This is a genomic window from Pseudorhizobium tarimense (assembly GCF_022968135.1).
In the GTDB taxonomy this organism is placed as follows: Bacteria; Pseudomonadota; Alphaproteobacteria; order Rhizobiales; family Rhizobiaceae; genus Neorhizobium; species Neorhizobium tarimense.
In genome coordinates this window covers 213,724-235,566 of record NZ_JALJRA010000007.1, presented here as the reverse complement: position 1 = coordinate 235,566, position 21,843 = coordinate 213,724, and the positions used below count along the sequence as shown (strand labels likewise).

Here is a 21,843-nt window from a genome sequence, read left to right as displayed (position 1 = left end):
CTATCCCAACCGCGCCTTCAGGCGCTCTCGATTCCGGTACGCAAGTTGTAGTAAACCAGGAACAAAGGTGGAGATGTAAGCGATATGGTAGGCCGGCCTCGGACAAAGACTGATCGCCGCGCGTATCCTTTCGCGAGCGAGTGCCGGACTAGGTGCTCGAAATGCATCACCTATCAGGAAACGGGCAAGACCACGGTCGCACGCCTCTACGATGTCCGGTCGATCATGAAAGTCACTACGAACCTTTTTCAAAACCTCCCCGAACTCGTGGACGTACTGCGAAAGGTCCTTTCCGTTATTGACTCCGTACTTCCGATAACGGCACAGAATTCCAGGTAGCTTGGCGACACTCCCCTTCGCTGCCACGCTGATCTGCAAGAGCCAGTCGCAAGCATGCGGGAACGATACGTCAAACCCATTTTCTGGCAACGCGCTTCTGCGCAGCATAATGCTCATTGGCGCCGCCACTCCGAGCTTTGTGATGATGTCGCCTGCGGAATTGGTATCAAGCCGCTCATGCGTGTTAGTGACCGCGATCGTCTGTCCGGTCTCACTTTGAAACAGCTCGCAGGCGTGATACGTCATAACCACGTCAGGATGAGCGTCCATGTAGGCCATCTGGGTGGACAGCTTTCCCGGAAGCATAACATCATCGCCCGCAAACAGTGCAATATATTGTCCTTCGCACGACCTCAGGATCTCGTTACAATTCCTCGCGATCCCCAGGTTTTTCTGCTGATACAAAGCGTGAACTATGGTAGGATGGCCAGCCTCGTAGGATCGCAAGATGTCTGCTGTTCGGTCAGTCGAGGCATCATCACTAACCACAATCTGAAGCCCTTCAACGTCCTGCCCCAGTATCGAGTCCAGGCACTCCGCCAGAAAAGCTTCGGCATTGAAGGCAGGCACCAATACACTAACGCGCGGATTGGAGCGGTCCCTTTTTTTCAACGGCATCGCTTCGCCCAATGCTAGAGCTCCGTCAACCAAGAACATTCCTCCAGACGTACAGTGAACAGTAGAGAACATACAAGATAATGTTCACCAAGCCTGCATATACAGCCCCGATTATTCCGAACGCATTAGTCATTTCGGCAACCAAGAAAAGAAAAAGCCCACTAAACAACACCTCGCCCCCGATAATCCATGCCATCCGTTTGCGAACAATCATGTGGTACGCAACTACCCAAGTCGCCACTTTGATTATGCTGGTTATAAGCTGAACGCCAAATAGTTCTGCTGCCGGATAAAATTCGGGTGAAAACAGCGTTGCGATGAGCGGATATCGCATGACAAAGATGAAGAGCGCCGCACCGCCGCTCACGAGCACTGCAAAGGAGATGAGGGTCATCATGATCCTACGCTCATCCTGCAAATCACGTGCAGAGGCGAGGCGCGGGACGTAGTAAGTTGCAAGCGCGGTGGTGACTATCACCAAGCAGATGTCAGAGACGCGCAAAGCCGCTTCCCACCACCCCGCTTCGACCCAACCTATGTGTTTCCCGATGTACGTTCGGGCAATTACTAGTACGAGCGGTGTCAGCGCCGCAGTCATGATGCTCATCAGCCAGTATGGGAGAAATTCGCGGATCCCATTTCGGTCTACGACAGGAACACACCAGCGAAAGCTGAACCCGGGCTGACGAGCCAGTAGAGTGAGGCCTACGAGACAAGCAAGGGCGGGAGCAACTGCGAGCCCTAACAGTCCCCCGCCGACCCCTTGGATTGCAACGAGCACAATTGCGACCACGAGCAGTATCATGCTGTAAGCCGCTCGATTCAACACAAACGCCGCGATTTGCTGCCGTCCATTCAATATCGCAGATGACAACTGGTAGGCAGAGATCGGAAGCAGGATGATCGCCAGAATTTGCATGAGCCAAGCAAAGCCGGTGTCACCGAGAACGAACTGGGCAACATCCCGTGCAAATATTAGGATGAGGATCGCGAAAGTAGCGCTCGACACCGTTGCGACCCCAAAGGCATGCCGGCAGACAGTTGCCGAACGCTCCTCCGAGCCCGCGTTCTCCGCAAGGAGCGCGACTAGGCCGGTAACCAACGCCGCGCCACCCGCGATACCCACCGCCGCCACAAAGTTCTGGAACTGCCCGAAGAGCGCGACGGCCTCTGGCCCCTCTACTACGGACAGGTACTTAACCACCAACAAGCCAGTCGAGAGACGCAGAATTGTCTCCAAACCGGAGAGTGTCGAAGTTCGTAGCAGTGTCATGATTGGCAGGCGCCACACCAATTGTTGAGTAGGAGCCGTAGCGACGGAGCGAGGAAAACAGCTTCGTCGCCCTTGAAAGTCTCGGCCTTTATCATGCCCGTGTAGAACATGCAGACGCCAGACGTGTCAATCGACACTGCGCATTGGAGCGCGCTTCGATTTCACCGGCATAGCCGATAAGATATGGACATAAACCTATGACATCTTTCTGTTTCAAATAAGGTGCGATACACTGTGCCTCAGGAATAAAATGCAACCTATGTGTCCAGAACGGAACCGAAGGATAGTGGCGGAGAGGGTGGGATTCGAACCCACGATACGGTTGCCCGTATGCCGCATTTCGAGTGCGGTGCTTTCGACCACTCAGCCACCTCTCCGCTTCGCTGGTCGGCGCGTTTGAAGCGCGGGCCGTCTTTAGCGGCGAAATTCGATAGTGGCAAGGGGTAATCGCAAGGCTGCGCTGCCTACGCCTTGACTTGGCTGTTCCACATGCCTTAGCGCGCCCCGACGCCTGCTCCATCTCCGCCCTATTCCTGTGGTTGCTTGATTATCCCCGCTCCATTTTGCTCTAGCCGAACTCATGGCTTGCAGATGATCCATCTATAATGATAGCGGCAGCCCTTGGCCTATGGCTTTATGTAATACGCTGCACCCTTGGGGAGCCTAGTAGGCACAACTTCAAATCATGACAGTCGCGATCTTCGCCATCAACCTGGACCGCTCTAAAGATCGCTGGACTGCGCTATCGAAACAAGCCCGCGACTTTGACCTTACCGTCGTGCGGGTCCCGGGAGTGGACGGATCTCAAGTGTCTCCCGCTGACCGAGCAAATTGCGATGCAGCCGCCTTCCGCCGAAACAATGGCCGCACGATTCTCCCCGGAGAATACGGCTGCTATCGAAGTCATCTGGCCGCGCTCTCAGCCTTCGTCCAATCGGGAGAACGTTTGGGGGTGATTGCCGAAGATGACGTTCGGCTGACGGCAGAGCTTCCTGCTCGTGTGGAGGCGGCCTTCTCAGTTCTGCCCGAGGCAGATCTGATCAAGCTCTGCAATCACAGGATCGTCTGGTTCAGGCGACTCACCACGTCCTCGCTCGGAGATGAGATCGGACGCGCAGCGCACGGGCCCCAGGGTTCTGCTGCATGCTATGCGGTCACGCGCGATGGAGCCTCAAAGCTCATCCAGAGCCTGCAGACAATGGAATATCCCTGGGATGTAGCCCTTGAGCGCGGATGGGCAACTGGCGTGCAAACCTACACGACCCGAGAGGATCTGGTGACGCTGGACCGCGGCACATCTACGATTGCCAGTCGAGCGGAGTATAGACAAACCAAGTTTCCCTGGTGGAGACGGCTCAGGACGCATGGTTGCCGCATGCTGGAGAGCGCTCAGAGGATCCGATATGCCTTCCTCAGCTGATCGCGCCTCCGCTCATGCGGTGAGAGCACAAGGTTTCATGTTCCCGATCCTGTGGGTGTTGATGGCCTCGGCGATGATCGTTGAAAGCGATGTCTATCGCTATGTCACGATTGGCTTGGCAATCTTCGTGCTGGTACGTCACCTTCCGGACGTAAGTTGGGCGTCTCGCGACTGGCTTGCACTGCTTTGCTATGCATGGACCGCTTACGTACTCCTGCGGTTCATCGCTGGCATCGTCCTCTTCGACGAGAAAGGAGCATCAGAGTGGCTTTATGCTTTTCCGGCTCTGTTCCCCCTCATCGGAGTCGCACTCATCGTCAGCCGGCCATATCTTTTCAAGGCGGCCACCATTCTGATAGCATGCGCCCTGGTTGCTCTCCTTGCCACATTGGATGCGAGCACCGCCATGGAAGGCCAGCGCGCAGCTCCCCTCTTCCATCACAATCCGATCCATGCAGGCGTCGGCAGTGCCATGCTCTTCATTTCCAGCGTGGCCTGGCTTCTTCATGCTGCCGAGACGGGAAGGCTTGCCACTCGAGCAAAATGGTCGTCCCTGATACTGGGGATCGCGACCGCGATTTTCAGCCTGCTTGGCCTTCTTTTCGCCCAATCCAAGGGCGTGTGGCTTGCCCTCGCCTTGACGGTCGCCTTGTGGCCGCTCGCGGCAGTCTTCCACCTGAGTGGAAGGTGGCGCCTCTATGCCTCCGTGGCAATCGCGATCTTCTTTGCTGCCAGCATCGCGATCGCTCTTCCTTACATCCTGGCCGTTGCCGGCCCGACGATGGACGCCGCAACTGCACTCCTGCGCGCCGTGTTCAGTAAAGATGGACTGACAGGCGCCATGCGGGCAGCGATCGAAGCGGCCACCACGCCTGAAGCGATGCGTCAACGCCTCATGCTCTGGGTGAACGCGCTTGAGCTCATCGGAGAACGCCCTTTCTTCGGATGGGGCAACCGGTGGCTACTTGAATGGCGGCGCACAACCTACACCGATGTCGGGCATACGCTCCTGCACAACGGCTATCTTGAAATCCTTGTGCGACACGGCCTCATGGGTCTGATCTTCCTGGGGCTATTTATCGTGGCGGGAGTTCGTCGCTTCAACGAGGCAACCCGCCGCGGCGAAGTTGCACAAAGCGTAAGGGTCTATGTCTACACGCTCAGCTTCTTCTTCTTCTGCACCATCCTGACCAACTCAAACAACCGGCTGGCACTGGGCGAAAGCTATTTCATCCTCGCCGGTGCTACCGTCTTCGCCGTCACTTTGCTCAACAAGCAACGCCGAAGCGACGAAAGCGTATAGATGCAGCCGCTGGTCGTGTGACCTTCGCATGGGACAATCACATTCCGAGGCTCAAACCCAGCGACCTTTTCCGGCTCCGCTTTGCGGTATATTGACGGGAGAGTTCAGCCGCATGTGCTCGTTCTGCCACGCGCGCCACATCGGTGATCCGCGCTAGTTGCGCCGCAGAAAGGCGACCGAGACCAAGCTCCTCCGTGTCAACCTTGTTCAAATTCGTCTTGCCAAACCTCGTCTCAAGCGCGCGGGTGATCGCTTCTGCTTCTTTCAGTGCCTGCTTGCCGTCTGCTCCCGCCTGCAGCTTTTCAAGGAATTTTGGCTTTTCCGCCTGCGGTATTTGATCGAACTCCCTCAAGATCGCTTCGCTCTGCTTTGTCAGCCCCGGGACCACAACCACATCGCACTTCTCCCGCTTCCAGGCTTCGGATCGACGCTCCTCGTCAAGCCGACGTGTCCACGTCTTAGCCGCCGATGCCAACAGTCTGCTGAGCGCAACCGCATCGTGGCGCGCTGCCTTGCGCTCCTCGTTTTCCCCCAGAAGCCCAGCCTTGCCCCGCAGTTCGCCGAACTGCTCCGGCCGCCGAGCAACCGCCTCGGCAAGCTTCTGCCCATCGTTCGTATTCAAAATTGCAGCGGCAAAGCTTCGCACAACCGTTGCGGGATCAGCATAGACGCGGCGCCCAAATGACAGCACCGCCTCCAACTCCCGTTGAAGGTCTTTCGACGCCCGCTCGCGGCCTACCTCCTCGACGCTACGATCATATTTCTTGAGCGCCGGTAGGAGAGGCTCAACTTTTTCGGCTGCCCCAGCACCGCTTTGCCCACCCCTCGCCTCCGCGGAAGAGACGATGGCATGATCAGCGGGGGATCGCATGTGCGTTGATATCGAAGTCCCCATCGCCGTTTCGCCGGCACCTTCACCGCGGGCGCAAAGGTGATGATGTCTGACCAGGTCATCCCGGTCGAGCCTTTCTGCAAGGCCCCGCCGCTCAGCAAAAGTGCTGACGTAGTCGAGGGTCGTCTCCTTTGCGCCGGATCGGCTCATGCTGGCGGCAAGCGCCTTCATGTCCTTGAAGTCATCCTGTCCAACATAAAGCTTGCCGTCCATCCGGTGTCGGCTCATCGCCACATAAGTGAGATGCCGATCCATCGTCGGAGAGCCCAGGACCAAGGAACGGTCGACGGTCGCGCCCTGGGACTTGTGAATGGTCGTCGCATAGCCGTGGTCGAAAGCCTGGTAGGCTCCCACTGGGATCGATACAGGGCGCGCCCCTTTTCGTCCTGACTGGTCGAGCTTCACCGTCAAGGCATCCGGCTCGACAGCCTGCACAGTGCCCAGCATTCCGTTCTTCACGCCAAGGTCGCGGTCGTTCTGGAGAAAGACGATCCGGTCACCAGGGGTGAAGGGTCGCTTGCCATTGTTGGTCTGGTAGAGGATTTCAGCGTTGTTCGGATCGAGCCGCTCTCCGTGGCTGTCTTCCTTTCCATCTCCGTTGCCGTTTTCTGGCGCTTTTGCTCCTAGCCACCCCCGCTCCTGAAGCGATCTGCGAATGGCGTTGTTTAGGGCATGGACGTCGACGCGGCGATGGGCGAGCGCAAGACGGGATGCTGTCGGGTGCGCTTCGCAATCGGCCAGATAGTCGCGAACGAGATTTGCTCGTGCTTCATCTGCCGTACTTGAAAACCGCACACCCCCTCGATCGGCATAGGCTGCAAGCCCCTCCCCCGTGCGACGCGTCGCAAGAGCGATAGAGGCTTCGCGCTGCCAGGTTTGGGTTTGCCGGCGGATCTCCGAAAGCTCGACTGCCCCTACCCGCTCAACGACCGCACGGAATGGCGATCCCGCGCCGATTGCCTGGAGTTGTTCATGGTCGCCGACAAGAACGAGTTTTGCCCCGCGGGCCTCAGCTTTTGTGATCAGACGCGCCAGCTGCCGGCTTGAAAGCATGCCGGCCTCATCGACGACGAGTACGTCCCCTTTGCCAAGCAGACGCTTTCCGTCCTGCCAGGCATATTCCCATGAGGCGAGCGTCCTTGATGCAATTCCGGAGGCCAACTGAAGACCCTCCGCCGCCATGCCGGCAAGCGCTGCGCCATGAACCCGATACCCCTGTCGCTGCCATGCATCACGTGCTGCAGCCAGCATGGTGGACTTGCCGGCTCCGGCGAAGCCGACCACAGCCGCAATCTGCTCTGGTCCGGTGATGTGATCGACTGCCGCGCGCTGCTCTTTGCTCAACCCGGGACGCGCTCTCTCTCGTCCGTTTGCCGGCGGCAGGCCATCTGACTGGCCTGCGCTCGCAAGATCAGCGCTTTCTCCCTCCTTAGCGGGCGCGTCAGACACTCGCTTGATGATGTCGTCCTGAGCGATCAAGGCTTGCTCAAAGTGACGTCGCTCCACCCGATATTTGGCCGCCTCTGCCATGCGGGCAGCACCGGCGATCATGGTTTGCTCGATCCCGATCATTTCCCTCGTCGAGTACCGCGCCGTCTCCCCGTTTCGCTCGGGGCACAGTGTCACCAGAGCCGGCGATGCCATGGCTGCTGCGAACGTATCCTTGAAGGCTTCAGCATCATCGATATAACGATGCAGCGCTCGTGCCACGTCGTAGCGATCGAACACGCTCTTCTCCTGAGTGACCAGACGTAGGATCTGCTCGGGTTGCTTGCGGATCAGATCGGCGTTGCGCTCAGCAGACTTCCGTTCGATCCGCACTCGTGATGGGGACAGTCCTTGCCTCGTCATCTGGGTTGCGCTGCGGCCCATGTGCTGGGTCGGCTCGATCTCAATCCCGAGTTGAGCGTAAGAGCGATGATCAATGCGGACCTCAAGACCAGCCCGCGCCAGATAGCGATTGGTGTGATACGCCCACGTCTGCCTGAGAAGCCGAAGCTCCTCACGGGTGTCCGGCCATCCGTTATCCTTCAGCCATCTGTTCCGGCGGCCCAGTGCAATCTTCTCGCCGAGCCCGTCCGGGCCTACCGTGCGTGTCGTCATCAAAAGGTGCGCGTGAAGATTTCGGTGGTCGGTTTCCTGGGCGGGACGGTGGACAGCCATGTCAACTGCGACAAGGTAGCGGTTTGCAAGATACTGGGAAAAGTCATGCGCCAATGAGACCCATTCCTCACGCATCAGCTCGTGGGGCAGCGCGACCAAAACTTCGATTGCAACGCGTGAGTTTCTGCGTTTCTCGTAGCGCTCGGCCGCGTTCCATAGAAGCGCCCGATCGAGTGCCCATTGTGCTTCGACGCCCTCGGGCAGCAGTATCTCGGTAAACTCAACGCCCTTCTTCCTTGAAAAGTCATAGGTGAGGCCATCCCGCTCATTGAAGAGCTTGGTTGCGCTTCGGTAGGCAGCAGCCGCAACCGCGTTACCCCCGCTGCTTCTGCCGATCGCCGTTATGTTGCACATGCAGATCGCCAACTTCAGGTCCTCCTGAACAGCTCAGCGGAAACGAACGAGAGCTGGCAGCAGCCTCTGCGTTCATGCTCGTTCCTTCCTCTAGAGCAGAGCATACCCCCAGCCGACGCTGGAGGGGACTCACAGAAATGGTAGTGAATTTTCGCTACAAATTCGGTCTCCATTGTGCATCGAGAAGCCAAAGACCGACAGCATTTCGATAGGCAGCGGCGGCAACAGCGTTCTGCCCACTGCGTCTGCCTATCGGTTTAATCTGGCACATGTAGATCGCCATTTTCACACCTCCTGAACAGCTTGAACAGAATGCGGGAACGCCTGCAGCAACCGCTGGGTTGGCCTCGCGTCGTCCTCTCGGGCACGAGCGTACTACCATCCAACGCTGGAAAGGACGAAAGTACTGACACAAATGCCAGTAGACGTTCCTGACAAATGCGGTCTCCATTGTGCATCGACAAGCCAAAGACGGAGGGCATTTCGGTGGACAGAAAGAGGATTGCGCAACGGATCAGTCAGCTGGAGGCTCGCCTTCAGTCTCAAGAGGCGCGGCTGAGAAAGCGGGAACAAGCGCGCGACATCAGGCGCAAAATCCTCCTTGGCGCCTTTATCCTCCATCACGTCGAGACTAGCGGAGACCGCAAGCAGCTGGAGCGCTTGCGCGACTGGTTCCGGCGCGACCTGCCAGCCTTTTTGGCGCAAAATGGCGGCGATGGTCTCTTTCCGGATCTGCTGGAACAATCAGAAAACGCAGGACATGAGGAGGATCAACGATGATCCTCCTGCAACTCCCCCTCGCCGCGAGAGCGTTTAAGAACATGCTCCGCATGGCAGCTCACGATCCTGTCTGGGCCATCTCATCTGCCGTTCTGACGCCGTTTCGTGCCGGCAAGTCCGTGTTCAAAGCCGTCGTGGCGCTTACGATCGTTGTATTTTCTTTGGGACTGCTGAGCGACTACATGCTGACGGTCACAGGCCTTGCCGACAACTGGTTGGCGAAATTCCTCGTCGGCAACACGGTTTTCCTGTTCTTGGTGGCGCTGATGTTTCGCATGTTGACGACACCTTTGATCCTTCACTTTGGTGATATGGACAGTGACGCCCATGGCACGGCACGCTTTGCCTTGAAACGGGAGATCGCGCCCCTTGCTCGCAGCGAGACCGGCCTTCTGATCGGCCGTGACCGGCAATCAAAGCGGCTTCTGCGCTACAACGGTCCCGCCCACCTTTTGACCATGGCGCCGACACGCACCGGCAAGGGCGTCGGAACCATTATTCCGAACCTGCTTGACGCAGATCGCTCAGTGATCTGCATCGATCCAAAGGGAGAGAATGCAAAGATAACGGCGCGGGCCAGACAAAGCTTCGGGCCGGTGCATGTGCTCGATCCCTTTGCCGTCACAGGGATGATCACGGCTGCCTTCAATCCCCTGGACCAGTTGAACCTCGACAGCCTCGATCTTGCCGAGGACGTGAGTACGCTTGCCGATGCCCTGGTCGCCGATGATCCAGGTGCCGTCGGGGAAGCACATTGGAATGAAGAGGCCAAGGCGTTGATTGCCGGGCTTTTGCTGACGATCGTGGTCGACGAGCCACCACAGCGCCGGACGCTCTCGACCTTGCGGGAGTATCTTACTCTGGCGCCGGAGCGCTTTGACAAATTGCTTTCCCACATGCAGCAAAGTGAGCACGCCAATGGTCTGATCGCGCGTGCCGCCAACCGCCATCTCGGCAAAGCGGACCGGGAGGCCGCCGGCGTTCTCTCGGCAGCCCAACGGCACACGCATTTCCTCGACAGTCAGCGCATGACGGAGGTTTTGAGTCGTTCAGACTTCTCCTTCTGTGATTTGAAGCGCAGCCATGCGACGGTCTTTCTGGTTCTGCCGCCCGATCGTCTATCGACCTATTCCCGCTGGCTGCGCCTGCTGGTGACCCAAAGCCTGATCGACATGGCACGGACTGCCGAAAAGCCGGATCAGCCGGTGCTTTATCTGCTCGATGAATTTGCAGCCCTTGGCTTTTTAGCGCCCGTCGAACGTGCCATGGGTCTGATGGCGGGCTATGGCGTTCAGCTCTGGCCGATCCTTCAGGACATCCACCAGCTGCAGGCGAGCTATGGCAAGCGCGCCGGCACGTTCCTATCAAATGCCGGCGTTCTGCAGGTCTTCGGCGTCAACGAGAATGAGAGCGCGAAACTGGTTTCCGATCTGCTTGGACAGGAAACCGTGACGTTTCAGAACATGGGACGGGCGGTCGATGCCGATCGGTCCTCGATCTCATTCAGTCAGCAGCATACCGGAAGGCCACTTTTGACGCCGGACGAGGTGCGAAACCTTTCCCAGGAATACCAACTGCTGTTTCTGGCCGGCACGCGCCCAATTCTCGCCCGCAAGCTTGCGTACTTCCGCGACAAGGAATTCCGTAGCCTCTACCACCCTCCGACATGATGGGGGGCACCGGCCGCAATCATCTTTTCCGGCTGTAACCGTTTACTCTTCTCGATCCGTGGCTGCAGGATGGTGATGCTCACCACGCGCAGCGAGCCATCTTGCCTCACCTCGTGAAGGAGACGCTGGGTATTTCGACTTCCTTGCTATCCCAAGCGTTCCAGCGAGCGGCGGGCAAAGCCCGCAGCCTGGACCGCGCCTCGATCAGCCTTGGCTCGATCTGATAGTCGCCGCTAACGCAGCTCAACCTGGGGCAGTTCACGTTTGCGCGCCAGCGCATAATCCTCGCCGTAGGAATGACGGAAGGTCCGGCCTTGAGAATTTGTGAGCTCTCGTACAGCCAGCGCCGGGAAAAGTCCGTCGGCATAGGTGCCGGTTGCAGGCCCGCCTTCTGGAGCCGTGGCGAGTTTTTTCGAGATCCAGATCATGTCATACCCTCCGTCTTGCACTGGCAAGAACGTTGCGGCTCGCGTCCCGTTCCTCTCTTAGCACGGATGAGTATACGATTTTTTTACAACGATGGGATGTCGGCTGAAGCCTCAGGAGGTCAGCAACCCTACGAGTTCGACATAGAGAAGGAGGTCGGCAAGCCGACCTCCTGTCTTTCATCAGTAGTAAGGCGACCGGCAGGCGCGGCGCGGGCCGTGATAGGGCTGGAACGTGTTGTCGGAGGCGCGGTAGGACCGATAGCGATCATAGCACCAGCGCACATGGGCATTGCCTCCGCCATGATAGCGGGGCTGCTGTGCGGCGAGTGCGCCACCGATGATGGCACCGGCCGCCAGACCGCCAATGATGGCGCCAGCATTTCCGCGGTGACGACGGTAGTGGCGACGGTGACCATAGTAGCGATCATGGCCGCGCCAGTGACGGTGTCCGCGCCAGCGGTGGCCACGATGGCCGACCTGCTCAACCTGCTGTGCCTCGATCTTCGGCACCGACACGGACGGGAAAGCATGTGCGGGGGCAACGCCGGTGACGGCAGTAGCCAAGGAAATCAGAACGACTGCGAGCTTTTTCATGGGTTTCCTCACCTCTTTTTTCTGTCTCTTCCAAGACAGATGGTCAGGGATTGCCCCTGAACCTGAGGTGAATGCGCTAAAATAAAACGCGTTCCCGTTAAGCAGCTTGCCGAGGCTCAACGCACCTGGTCGAGCAGTCGCTTGCACTCCAGGAGATCGAAGAGCGCCTCCTGCAACAGGGCGCGATCCTCCTTACCGATACTGCTCTTGCCAATTGACACTTCCGCCATGTCCTCGTCGGAATTGCCGCCAAAGCCGAAGAAGCGGCCACTCGGCTTTGCCTTCGGCCGGCCGACGACCTGATCCTCCTCGGCCGTCCCGCCGATCTTCGGTTCGGCAGGCTTGTCGCTGCTTGCCGCGACGATGGCATCCATCGTCGCCAGATCGCCGGAGGCGATCGCTGCAACGAACTTGTTGCCGTTCGTCTTGAGGAGCTTTTGAACGCCCTTGATCGTATAGCCGTGATCGTAGAGCAGGTGGCGGATCCCCTTCAGGAGGTCGACGTCTTCGGGGCGATAGTAGCGGCGGCCGCCGCCGCGCTTCATCGGCTTGATCTGCGGAAAACGCGTTTCCCAAAACCGCAGCACATGCTGAGGAAGATCGAGATCCTCGGCGACCTCACTGATGGTGCGGAAAGCGTCCGGGCCTTTGTCCAACTCGATCTCCAATGGCAGAGCTCCGGCAGGCGAGCTCATGGTGCAGCAGTCAATCCGCGGCGGCATCCGCATCACAAGGGACGAATCGCTCCCTTATTCCAGCGGGCTACCGGCTGCAGTTCAAGTATAGTCGAAAGACCGCGAACAGAAAAATCGTTAAGCGGCAGGGGCTGCCGGCTTCTGCTTCAGCTTGCGCTGATTGTGGGCACGCAGGATCCGCTGCTTCAGAACGTTGGAGGCCTTGAAGGTCATCACGCGGCGCGGCGAGATCGGCACTTCCTCGCCCGTCTTCGGGTTGCGGCCAATGCGCTCGTTCTTGGAGCGGACCTGGAAGGTGGCGAAGGAGGATAGCTTTACGGTTTCGCCGCGCACGATAGCGTTGCAGATCTCGTCGATGATGGTCTCAACCAGCTCGGCCGATTCAGTTCGCGAAAGACCCACCTTGCGGAAGACCGATTCCGCCAGATCTGCCCGTGTCACTGTTTTTCCGGCCATGATCCCCGCCCAGTTCTTCGTCGTTCTGTAAGCTCACGGAGAGTATTTTGGTTAAGCCGCAGGGTCAAGCTCTACTGTAAAAACAGGAGCTTCGCGGCTTGTGCTACAATGATGCAACCCTGGTCGAAGCGGGCCTACCAGCGCACCAGCAGCGCACCCCATGTGAAGCCGCCACCCATGGCCTCGAGCATCACGAGGTCACCCTGCTTGATACGTCCATCGTCGAGCGCAACCGAAAGCGCAAGCGGAATCGATGCCGCAGAGGTATTGCCATGCAGGTCCACCGTAACGACGACCTTTTCGTTCGGGATACTAAGCTTCTTCGCCGAGCCTTCAATGATCCGCCGATTGGCCTGGTGCGGCACCAGCCAGTCGAGATCGTCTGCCGTGGTGCCGGTCGATTCGAATGCCGCTTCGATGACGTCGGTGATCATGCCCACTGCGTGCTTGAAGACCTCACGGCCTTCCATGCGCAGATGCCCAACGGTGCCGGTGGTCGAGGGTCCGCCGTCGACATAAAGCTTTTCCTTGTGCGAGCCGTCGGAGCGCAAATGGGCGGTAAGCACACCGCGGTCGGCCACCGTCCCCTCGCCTTCGGCTGCCTCCAGGACCAGAGCACCCGCACCATCACCGAATAGCACGCAGGTTGTGCGGTCCTTCCAGTCGAGGATGCGCGAGAAGGTCTCGGCACCGATCACAAGCACGCGTTTGGCCATGCCACCGCGAATATACATGTCGGCGGTCGCCATGGCGTAGACGAAGCCGGAGCAGACCGCTTGTAGATCGAAGGCAAATCCGTGCGTCATCCCCAGCCGTTTCTGGATGTTGACTGCGGTTGCCGGGAAGGTGTTGTCCGGCGTCGAGGTCGCGACCAGGATGAAGTCAATATCGTCAGGCGTCAGACCGGCGCGATCAAGCGCCTGGCGGGCAGCCGCCTCACCTAGCGATGCGGTCGTCTCTCCTTCGCCTGCAATGTAGCGTTGGCGGATGCCGGTGCGCTGGACGATCCATTCGTCGGACGTCTCGACAATGCCCTCGAGCTCGCGATTGGGCACGACGCGCTTGGGCAGGGCTGCCCCGTATCCGCGAACCACTGAACGGATCATGCTTTTTACATCCTGTCAGGCCGCCTCAGGGCCAGCCGGAGGCTGACGTCGGGCGTGATAAGTATTGAGATCTTCGACGATCTTCTCGTTTAGGCGATTGCGCGCCATGTCGTAGCCGACATCGATGGCCGCCGCAAAGCCTTCCGCATCTGTGCCGCCATGGCTCTTGATGACGATCCCGTTCAAACCCAGGAAGACGCCGCCATTGACCTTGCGCGGATCCATCTTCTCGCGCAGCCGGTCAAAGGCGCCCTTGGCAAAGAGGTAGCCGATCTTGGCGACCAGTGTGCGCGACATGGCTTCGCGAAGAAGCTGGGAGATCTGGCGCGCGGTGCCTTCGGCGGCCTTCAGCGCAATATTGCCGGTAAAGCCTTCGGTCACCACGACGTCCACCGTTCCCTTGCCGATATCGTCCCCCTCGACAAAGCCGTGATACGCGATGGTGGAGAGGTTTGCCTCGCGGATCAGCCGCCCGGCTTCCTTGACCTCTTCCTGCCCCTTCACCTCTTCGACGCCAACATTAAGAAGACCGACGGTCGGACGATCGACTTCAAACAATGCGCGCGCCATGGCGCCACCCATCAGCGCGAAATCCATCAACTGCTGCGCGTCGGCACCGATCGTCGCTCCGATATCGAGCACGATGCTTTCACCTTTGAGTGTCGGCCAGATGCCGGCGATTGCCGGCCGCTCGACATGGGCCATCGTGCGCAGACAGAACTTGGCCATCGCCATCAGCGCACCCGTATTGCCGGCAGAGACCGCCACATCTGCTTCGCCCACCTTGACCGCTTCGATCGCCCGCCACATCGTCGACACGTAGCGGCCGCGGCGCAGGGCAGCACTCGGCTTCTCGTCCATCGAGACCGCAAGCTCGCAGTCGTGGAAAACCGAGCGCTCCCCCAGCTTGGGGAACTTGTTGAGGTAAGGCTCACACTCGGCCTTCAGTCCGAATAGAACGAAGCTGACATCCGGATGCCGCTCCAGTGCCTTCGCCGCACCGGGGATGACGACTTCAGGACCGAAATCACCGCCCATGACATCGAGAGAGATTGTGATCACGCGTCACTGATCCTTTTGCTCGCCGCGGGGCGAAAATAGTGGTTCCGGCGGTGCTTACAACCCAATGCCGGGGATTTCCATCCTAGTCTTTCTTTTTCCAGTCCTTCAAAGCCGCGAAAGGGGAAGGCCGGGCCGCCTCCTGTGACGGATCGCTCTCAAGGTGATCCTCAAGGCCGATGCCCTCCTTGCGCGGATAAGGATCGATGGCGAGCGCAACCGCTTCGGCGACGACTTCACCGGCATCAATCGTGTCCCCCTCGAAGGTTTCCGGCGCATCCGGCCCTTCCGGATCGAGCACCATCTCGGCCGTGTCGCTCAAGACGATGCGGGCAAGCTTCGAGCCTTCGGGCACAAAAACCTGCTCGAACGTCTCGTCGATCTTCGAAGTGACCGGCTCGAGTGTCACGACGCAGGCCTGCTCGATCTCAGCCTCCACGCGCCCCTTAATGCGCACGCCATCCTTCTTCCACCGGGATAGTTGCATCTCCGACTTCAACGAATGAACGGCCAGCACCTTCCAGAGCTCGGCCAGTCCCTTCAGTTCGGTAGGGTCGGCCTCGACATGAACGGTGACCGCATTGGCCGAGATATTGCCCACCTTGACGGGGTAGGAGAACGGAGGCTTTTCGGCCTTTGTCTGGACAGGCTTCATAAACTACCTCCTTTGTCCGACACGGGAATGGCCACGGCACCGCGCGCGATGTCGTCCTCCTCAACCGTCGCAAGGGCTGTCTCGGCGGATAACATCCAGTCGGCCAAACCATGCATCGGGGTGAAAGGTTGCGCATCCGGCAGGATGTTGCGGGCGAGCGCCTGAGCGAGGCCGTCGCGATCCTTGGCATCGAGTGCCGCCGCATAGCTTTCCAGCCGGCCGTAGAACATTCCCGCCAGTTTCTTCATCCGCTTCGGTACGCCCTGGTCACCGATGCCGAGTTCACGGATCGAGTGGTCGATGTCCTGGAAGAATGCGTCGACGATCTCCTGGGCAAGCTCCTGGCCGCTGACGCCGGAACGGGCAGTGCGGCGGAAAAACAGGATCATGACGATGGACAGCATCTCGAAGCGCCCCATGACGGTGTCGGGAACGCCAAGATCACTATAGAAGACGGGATTGCGGGCGGCCGATGTCAAAGACGCGTATTGGCGGTTGACGATCGGCTGGTTGCGCCTTTTCTTCCTGAACAGACCGAAGATCATAAGAATTCTCACAGTTAGCCGCCACGTGTTGCATGGAGGCGCAAGCTGGTTTACCGAAGCAGGCACGAATTGCAACGACGTTACCGCAGGGGCTGCTCGACAGTCGCGTCATCGGTGGAGGCGGAAGGCGTCATGCCTTCCCCGGAATAGCCACAATGATGTGGACAGCAGGGTAACGGCGAAGGCCGCAATCTAGAGGTTTCGGGAGCCTGAAGAGGCAGTGTTAAGGTCTGAAATGAAGTTCTTGAGCACAGCCGCAGTTGCGGCCATCATCGCATCTACAGCACTTACCGGCTGCAACTCGCTGGATATCGGCCAGACCATGTACAACGGCTACGTCCTGGACGAGGAGTCGCTGGCGCTCATCCCGGTCGGCTCCAGCCGCGAGCAGGTGCTTTTGACCATGGGCACCCCCTCGACCACTGCCACCTTCGATTCGGAAGTCTTCTACTACATCTCCCAGAAGCGCGAGCGCGCCGCCGCCTTCATGAAGCCGCGGCTCGTTGAGCAGACGGTGCTTGCGGTCTATTTCGACGAGGACGGTGTGGTGGAGCGCAAAGCGAACTACACGCTGCAGGACGGCAAGGTGTTCGACACCATCTCGCGCACCACGCCGACCGGCGGCCGTGATCTGACCTTCCTGCAGCAGCTGCTCTCCGGTGCCGGCAGTGCGGGCAACGCAAATGCGGCGCGCAGTATCTTCCAGAATCTGGGCCAATAACGGCGGCATATCTACAGGAAGGCCCGCGAGTTCTGCTCGCGGGCCTTTCTGTTTAAGCGAAGTGCTTCTTATCCGGCGAGCACCGCCAAGAGCAGCAGGGCGACGATGTTGGTGATCTTGATCGCCGGGTTGACTGCAGGACCAGCGGTATCCTTGTAAGGATCGCCGACCGTGTCTCCAGTGACGGAAGCCTTGTGGGCATCCGAACCCTTCACATGGCGTGTGCCATCCTTGTCGACGAAGCCGTCCTCGAAGCTCTTCTTGGCATTGTCCCAGGCGCCGCCGCCCGAGGTCATGGAGATTGCCACGAAGAGACCGTTGACGATGACGCCGAGCAGCGAAGCGCCGAGTGCGGCAAAGGCGGAGGCCTTGGAGCCCGAGATCAACAGGACACCGAAATAGACCACGATTGGTGCGAGCACCGGAAGCAGCGAGGGCACGATCATCTCACGAATTGCCGCCTTGGTCAGGATGTCGACGGCCCGGCCGTAATCGGGCTTCACCGTGCCCTGCATGATGCCGGGATTGTCGCGGAACTGCTTGCGCACCTCCTCGACGATCGATCCCGCGGCACGGCCGACCGAGGTCATCGCGATGCCCCCGAAGAGATAGGGGATGAGGCCGCCGAAGATCAGGCCAGCGACGACATAAGGGTTGGAGAGGCTAAACGAGATGTCGCCGATTCCCGCGAAGTAGGGGTAGCGCTCTCCATTTGCGGCGAAATAGGCGAGATCGTTGGAGTAAGCCGCAAAGAGTACAAGTGCGCCAAGGCCAGCGGAGCCAATGGCATAGCCCTTGGTGACAGCCTTGGTAGTGTTGCCGACCGCGTCAAGCGCGTCGGTCGACTTGCGAACGTCTGACGGCAGGCCCGACATTTCCGCAATACCGCCGGCATTATCAGTGACCGGGCCGAAGGCGTCGAGCGCCACGATCATGCCGGCAAGCCCGAGCATGGTGGTGACGGCAATCGCCGTGCCGAAGAGGCCGGCGAGCTGGAAGGTCGCGATGATGCCGGCAACGATCACAATTGCCGGCAGTGCGGTCGACTCTAGCGAGATGGCGAGCCCCTGGATGACATTGGTGCCGTGGCCGGTGACGGAGGCCTGGGCAATGGAGTTGACCGGCCGCTTGTTGGTGCCGGTGTAGTATTCGGTAATGACGACGATCAGGGCCGTGACCACAAGGCCCAAAATGCCGCAGATGAAGAGGTTGAACCCGGTGATCTCCATGCCGGCGACGGTGCCGATCGTGCCCCAGCCGACGGTGACGGCGGTTGCGGCGGCAAGGCCAATGATCGAGAGGCCTCCGGTGACGATCAGGCCCTTGTACAGCGCGCCCATGATCGAGCCGTTGGTGCCGAGCTTGACGAAGAAGGTGCCGATGATCGAGGTGACGATGCAGGCGGCGCAGATGGCGAGCGGATAGATCATCACGCTGTCCAGCACCGGTGCGCCAGCAAAGAAGATCGCGCCGAGCACCATGGTGGCGACGACGGAGACGGCATAGGTCTCGAAAAGGTCGGCTGCCATGCCGGCGCAGTCGCCGACATTGTCGCCGACGTTGTCCGCGATCGTTGCCGGGTTGCGTGGGTCATCTTCTGGAATGCCGGCCTCCACCTTGCCGACGAGATCGCCGCCGACATCGGCGCCCTTAGTGAAGATGCCGCCGCCGAGGCGGGCGAAGATCGAGATGAGCGAGGCGCCGAAGCCAAGCGCCACCAGCGCATCGATCACCTCGCGCGATCCGGTCTCGTGGCCGAGGCCAGCGGTGAGGATCCAGAAGTAGATCGAGACGCCGAGAAGGGCGAGGCCAGCGACCAGCATGCCGGTGATGGCACCGGACTTGAACGCGATGTCAAGGCCGGCCGAGAGGCTTTGCGAAGCCGCTTGCGCGGTGCGGACATTGGCGCGCACCGAGACATGCATGCCGATGAAGCCGGCCGCACCGGAAAGCACTGCGCCGATGACGAAGCCGATGGCGGCCGTTCCAGAAAGGAGCAGCCAGGTGAAGACAGTCACCACCGCGCCGACGATGGCGATGGTTAAGTATTGCCGGGAAAGATAGGCCTGCGCCCCTTCCCGGATATAGCCTGCGATTTCCTGCATTCGGGCATTGCCCTGATCAGCGGCCAGAACGCTTCGCGTTGCCCATATGGCATAGGCAACAGACAGAAGGCCGCACACGATCACACCGAGAATTACGGTCATTCGCTTCTTCCTCTCCCTTTCGCCGGCTGGAACAGTCCCCGGCATGGCGCGACAGCCGCCTCCCCTCCCAAGGAAATCAAGGGCTGCCATGCGCGAGCGAGATTGCCCGCCAGGAGGAGCCGGCGTCAAGAGCCAGAAACTGGGCAAAACAGGTAGCAACTGCCACCAGGTCTCGATGGAGGAATTAGCGCGGGATGCTACGGACTTGGAGTGCTACCGTTCAGTTTTGCGGGGTAAACTGACACTGCCGTCGTGATCGTTGTAATCGCGCATCGTCGTCCTCCAACTGAATGACTGCATTGATGAACGCAGGCACAATGATCGTGAGAGGATCAAGGTTTGCGATGACGTTGTCTCGCATCATTCTTGTGCCCATTTTTGTCATGCACTACGTGGTGGATTCTTTGAGCTCAAAAAGATCGTCATGAAGGTCGAGACCGAGCAGTGCCGGACGCATGCGGCGATTCCGCCGCCATTCGATCGAGTATCAGGATGTCCGTGTGAAGACATCGGAGCCGGATAGCTTGCAAGACAGTCCTGGATCGAGGTGCCAATCCTTTACTTGGTGGCGATCCGAGTAGCTCATTTCGCCGATATCAGATGCAGATCCCGCCCATCGACCGGTCGCGGCACTGGAGCATCAACCAAGGATGCGATGCTCCGGGCAGAAAGCGCTGTTGTGCGCCGAAGGGAGCCGTGGTTACCATTTCCCTGTTTCCAAGGATCGGTCGGCTTAGTCGAGACGCCGATGCCTACCGTTATGAATAGGATTGGGGGTGAGCCGGAGAACCTCCATATTCGAACATTCGTCACCTACCGTCAGGCAGCCTTCGCCGCCCTGCCCTTTCGCATCAGGAGGAGGATGAGGACGAGGCAGAGGATCGTCACCGGCCAGATAACGAGGTTCATCGCTTCCCAGCCCCAGGCGGTAAATACCTTTCCGGAGGAGAAGGAGGAGAGTGCGACTGTGCCGAAGAGGATGATGTCGTGGAAGCCCTGCACCTTGTCGGCCTCATGTGGGCGGTAGCTGGAGGCGACAATGGCGGTGGAGCCGATAAAGCCGAAGTTCCAGCCGATGCCGAGCAGCACCAGCGCACCCCAGAAGTTCCACAGCTCAATGCCGGCATGGGCGACGACGGCACAGCCCATGAGAATCACTAGACCGGCAGCGACGACCTTTTCAGTGCCGAAGCGGGTGATCAGCATGCCGGTGAAGAAGCTCGGCGCGAACATGGCCAGCACGTGCCACTGGATACCGAGGGTCGCAAGCTCTGTTGAGAAGCCGCAGCCGATCACCATGGCAAGCGGCGCGCCCGTCATCATGAAGGTCATCAGCGCATAGGAGCCGATGCCACAGACCATGCCGGTCATGAAACGCTGGGTCAGCACGATCTCACGAAGCGGCCGGACCGGTGCATCACCGGCAGCCTTTGCCCCCGCCTCCGGCAGCTTCAGCATCACAAGGATGGCGATGGCTGCCAGGTTGATCGGGATCAGCGCAGCGAAGGCGCCGGCGAACGTGACGGGGAAGAAGAGGTCCTTCGCCCAGATGGCAAGCTGCGGCCCAAGAATGGCGGAGACGATGCCGGCGGCAAGAATCCAGGAGATCGCACGCGGCTTATAGAAGCTCGGCGAGGCATCGGCTGCGGCAAAGCGGATCTTTTGGGTGAAGCCGCCGGAAATGCCGATCAAGAGCAGGCCAAGCGCAAAAAGCCAGAAATCCTGGCGAAAGAGGGCGCCTGCGGCAAGGGCTGCGCCGGTAGCGCCGGTCAGCGCACCCAGCATGAAGCCTGCCCTGCGGCCGACGAAGCGGGCGGCAATTGCCACCGCAACGGCGCCGAGCGCCACGCCGATGTTGAAGCCCGTCAAAGGCGCGGTGGCAAGCGACTTGTCGTCGCCCAGCATCTGGTAGGTCGCGAGCCCCCCCAGCGCAAAGGTGAGCGGCGGGGCGGAGCCCAAAAGCGCTTGGACGGCCGACAGGAGGAACACGTTGCGACGGGCGGCCTGGACCTGCCCCTGAAGCCCTTCCACGCTGCCTTCCATCGTCCCCATCCTTCCTTGGCTGTCTCTTCTGACTCGCTACTTGCCGGCGTTCTGGCTGCGGACCTGCTTGGCGATCCGGTCGAGTACCGCGTTGACGATCTTCGGCTCCTCGCCCTCGAAGAAGGCCTGAGCGATCTCGACATATTCGGTGACGATCACCGGGATCGGCACGTCCTTGCGCTCGAGGATCTCGAAGGTGCCGGCGCGCAAGATGGCGCGGAGCGTGGAATCGAGTCGCGACAACGGCCAGTCGTTCTGCAGGGCACCGCGCACCACGGGATCGATCTTCACCTGGTCGCGCACTACGCCCGAGACGATCGAGCGGAACCAGGAGGCGTCCGCCTTCAGGTAGGTGTCGCCGTCGAGCTCCTGGCCCAGGCGATGGGCTTCGTATTCGGCGACCACTTCCAGCACGCCGGCACCGCCGACATCCATCTGGTAGAGCGCCTGCACGGCGGCGAGACGGGCCGCACCGCGCTGGTTGGCGGGTTTCACCGCCGGTTTGTCTGCATCTGTCATCGG

General features: G+C 59.7%; 19 protein-coding genes and 1 tRNA gene. 4 read left to right on the top strand and 16 right to left on the bottom strand.

Annotation, left to right across the window (positions count from 1 at the left end):
* The 3 genes from MUU54_RS10625 to MUU54_RS10615 form a co-directional block, all read right to left on the bottom strand.
* Complete coding sequence (locus MUU54_RS10625; RefSeq protein ID WP_247243989.1) at positions 1–969, bottom strand: glycosyltransferase; 969 nt, start codon at positions 967–969, stop codon at positions 1–3.
* Between the two features lie 13 nt (positions 970–982).
* On the bottom strand, positions 983–2,230 hold the full coding sequence (locus MUU54_RS10620) for an O-antigen translocase (RefSeq protein ID WP_247243988.1): 1,248 nt from the start codon (positions 2,228–2,230) through the stop codon (positions 983–985).
* A gap of 287 nt (positions 2,231–2,517) precedes the next feature.
* A tRNA-Ser gene (locus MUU54_RS10615) sits at positions 2,518–2,607 on the bottom strand.
* A 308-nt stretch (positions 2,608–2,915) separates the two neighbouring features.
* Here MUU54_RS10615 and MUU54_RS10610 point away from each other — a divergent pair.
* Positions 2,916–3,650 carry a glycosyltransferase family 25 protein gene (locus MUU54_RS10610; protein WP_247243987.1) on the top strand — a complete coding sequence of 245 codons (735 nt, stop codon included), beginning with the start codon at positions 2,916–2,918 and terminating at the stop codon, positions 3,648–3,650.
* Positions 3,634–4,953 carry an O-antigen ligase family protein gene (locus tag MUU54_RS10605; protein ID WP_247243986.1) on the top strand — a complete coding sequence of 440 codons (1,320 nt, stop codon included), beginning with the start codon at positions 3,634–3,636 and terminating at the stop codon, positions 4,951–4,953. The genes MUU54_RS10610 and MUU54_RS10605 overlap by 17 nt, the downstream gene beginning before the upstream one ends.
* Positions 4,954–4,990: 37 nt before the next feature.
* On the opposite strand, the gene traA is transcribed toward MUU54_RS10605, so the two are convergent.
* Together traA and MUU54_RS10595 are read right to left on the bottom strand one after the other, a co-directional pair.
* A complete protein-coding gene (traA, locus tag MUU54_RS10600) occupies positions 4,991–8,374 on the bottom strand; it encodes a Ti-type conjugative transfer relaxase TraA (protein ID WP_247243985.1) in 3,384 nt (1,127 codons plus the stop codon).
* Between the two features lie 363 nt (positions 8,375–8,737).
* The gene (locus tag MUU54_RS10595) at positions 8,738–9,106 is read right to left on the bottom strand and encodes a hypothetical protein (RefSeq protein WP_247243984.1); all 369 of its coding nucleotides are present in this window, start codon (positions 9,104–9,106) and stop codon (positions 8,738–8,740) included.
* A gap of 32 nt (positions 9,107–9,138) precedes the next feature.
* Between MUU54_RS10595 and MUU54_RS10590 the strand changes: the two genes are divergently transcribed.
* Complete coding sequence (locus MUU54_RS10590) at positions 9,139–10,812, top strand: type IV secretory system conjugative DNA transfer family protein (protein WP_247243983.1); 1,674 nt, start codon at positions 9,139–9,141, stop codon at positions 10,810–10,812.
* A gap of 233 nt (positions 10,813–11,045) precedes the next feature.
* Here the strand turns inward: MUU54_RS10590 and MUU54_RS10585 are convergent, their stop codons facing one another.
* From MUU54_RS10585 to MUU54_RS10550, 8 genes are all read right to left on the bottom strand, one after another.
* Positions 11,046–11,240, bottom strand: a complete 195-nt coding sequence (locus MUU54_RS10585) for a hypothetical protein (RefSeq protein WP_247243982.1) — start codon at positions 11,238–11,240, stop codon at positions 11,046–11,048.
* Positions 11,241–11,420: 180 nt separating this feature from the next.
* The gene (locus MUU54_RS10580; protein ID WP_247243981.1) at positions 11,421–11,834 is read right to left on the bottom strand and encodes a BA14K family protein; all 414 of its coding nucleotides are present in this window, start codon (positions 11,832–11,834) and stop codon (positions 11,421–11,423) included.
* Positions 11,835–11,950: 116 nt separating this feature from the next.
* Complete coding sequence (locus MUU54_RS10575; RefSeq protein WP_247243980.1) at positions 11,951–12,490, bottom strand: MerR family transcriptional regulator; 540 nt, start codon at positions 12,488–12,490, stop codon at positions 11,951–11,953.
* A 156-nt stretch (positions 12,491–12,646) separates the two neighbouring features.
* Positions 12,647–12,985, bottom strand: coding sequence for an integration host factor subunit alpha (locus MUU54_RS10570; protein WP_247243979.1), 339 nt, complete (start codon positions 12,983–12,985; stop codon positions 12,647–12,649).
* 134 nt (positions 12,986–13,119) lie between these two features.
* Positions 13,120–14,091 carry a beta-ketoacyl-ACP synthase III gene (locus MUU54_RS10565; protein WP_247243978.1) on the bottom strand — a complete coding sequence of 324 codons (972 nt, stop codon included), beginning with the start codon at positions 14,089–14,091 and terminating at the stop codon, positions 13,120–13,122.
* Positions 14,092–14,106: 15 nt separating this feature from the next.
* The gene (plsX, locus tag MUU54_RS10560; RefSeq protein ID WP_247243977.1) at positions 14,107–15,153 is read right to left on the bottom strand and encodes a phosphate acyltransferase PlsX; all 1,047 of its coding nucleotides are present in this window, start codon (positions 15,151–15,153) and stop codon (positions 14,107–14,109) included.
* An 82-nt stretch (positions 15,154–15,235) separates the two neighbouring features.
* Positions 15,236–15,805, bottom strand: a complete 570-nt coding sequence (locus MUU54_RS10555) for a YceD family protein (protein ID WP_247243976.1) — start codon at positions 15,803–15,805, stop codon at positions 15,236–15,238.
* Positions 15,802–16,350, bottom strand: coding sequence for a ubiquinol-cytochrome C chaperone family protein (locus tag MUU54_RS10550; protein WP_247243975.1), 549 nt, complete (start codon positions 16,348–16,350; stop codon positions 15,802–15,804). Before MUU54_RS10550 ends, MUU54_RS10555 begins: the two co-directional genes overlap by 4 nt.
* Before the next feature lie 235 nt (positions 16,351–16,585).
* Between MUU54_RS10550 and MUU54_RS10545 the strand changes: the two genes are divergently transcribed.
* Positions 16,586–17,071: an outer membrane protein assembly factor BamE gene (locus MUU54_RS10545; protein ID WP_247243974.1), complete on the top strand. Its 486-nt coding sequence runs from the start codon at positions 16,586–16,588 to the stop codon at positions 17,069–17,071.
* A gap of 68 nt (positions 17,072–17,139) precedes the next feature.
* On the opposite strand, the gene MUU54_RS10540 is transcribed toward MUU54_RS10545, so the two are convergent.
* The 3 genes from MUU54_RS10540 to nusB form a co-directional block, all read right to left on the bottom strand.
* Positions 17,140–19,278, bottom strand: a complete 2,139-nt coding sequence (locus tag MUU54_RS10540; RefSeq protein ID WP_247243973.1) for a sodium-translocating pyrophosphatase — start codon at positions 19,276–19,278, stop codon at positions 17,140–17,142.
* A gap of 819 nt (positions 19,279–20,097) precedes the next feature.
* Positions 20,098–21,321 carry an MFS transporter gene (locus tag MUU54_RS10535; protein ID WP_247243972.1) on the bottom strand — a complete coding sequence of 408 codons (1,224 nt, stop codon included), beginning with the start codon at positions 21,319–21,321 and terminating at the stop codon, positions 20,098–20,100.
* A gap of 36 nt (positions 21,322–21,357) precedes the next feature.
* Entirely contained in the window at positions 21,358–21,840 is a 483-nt protein-coding gene (gene nusB / locus MUU54_RS10530) for a transcription antitermination factor NusB (RefSeq protein ID WP_247243971.1), read from the bottom strand.
* Positions 21,841–21,843 lie beyond the last annotated feature (3 nt).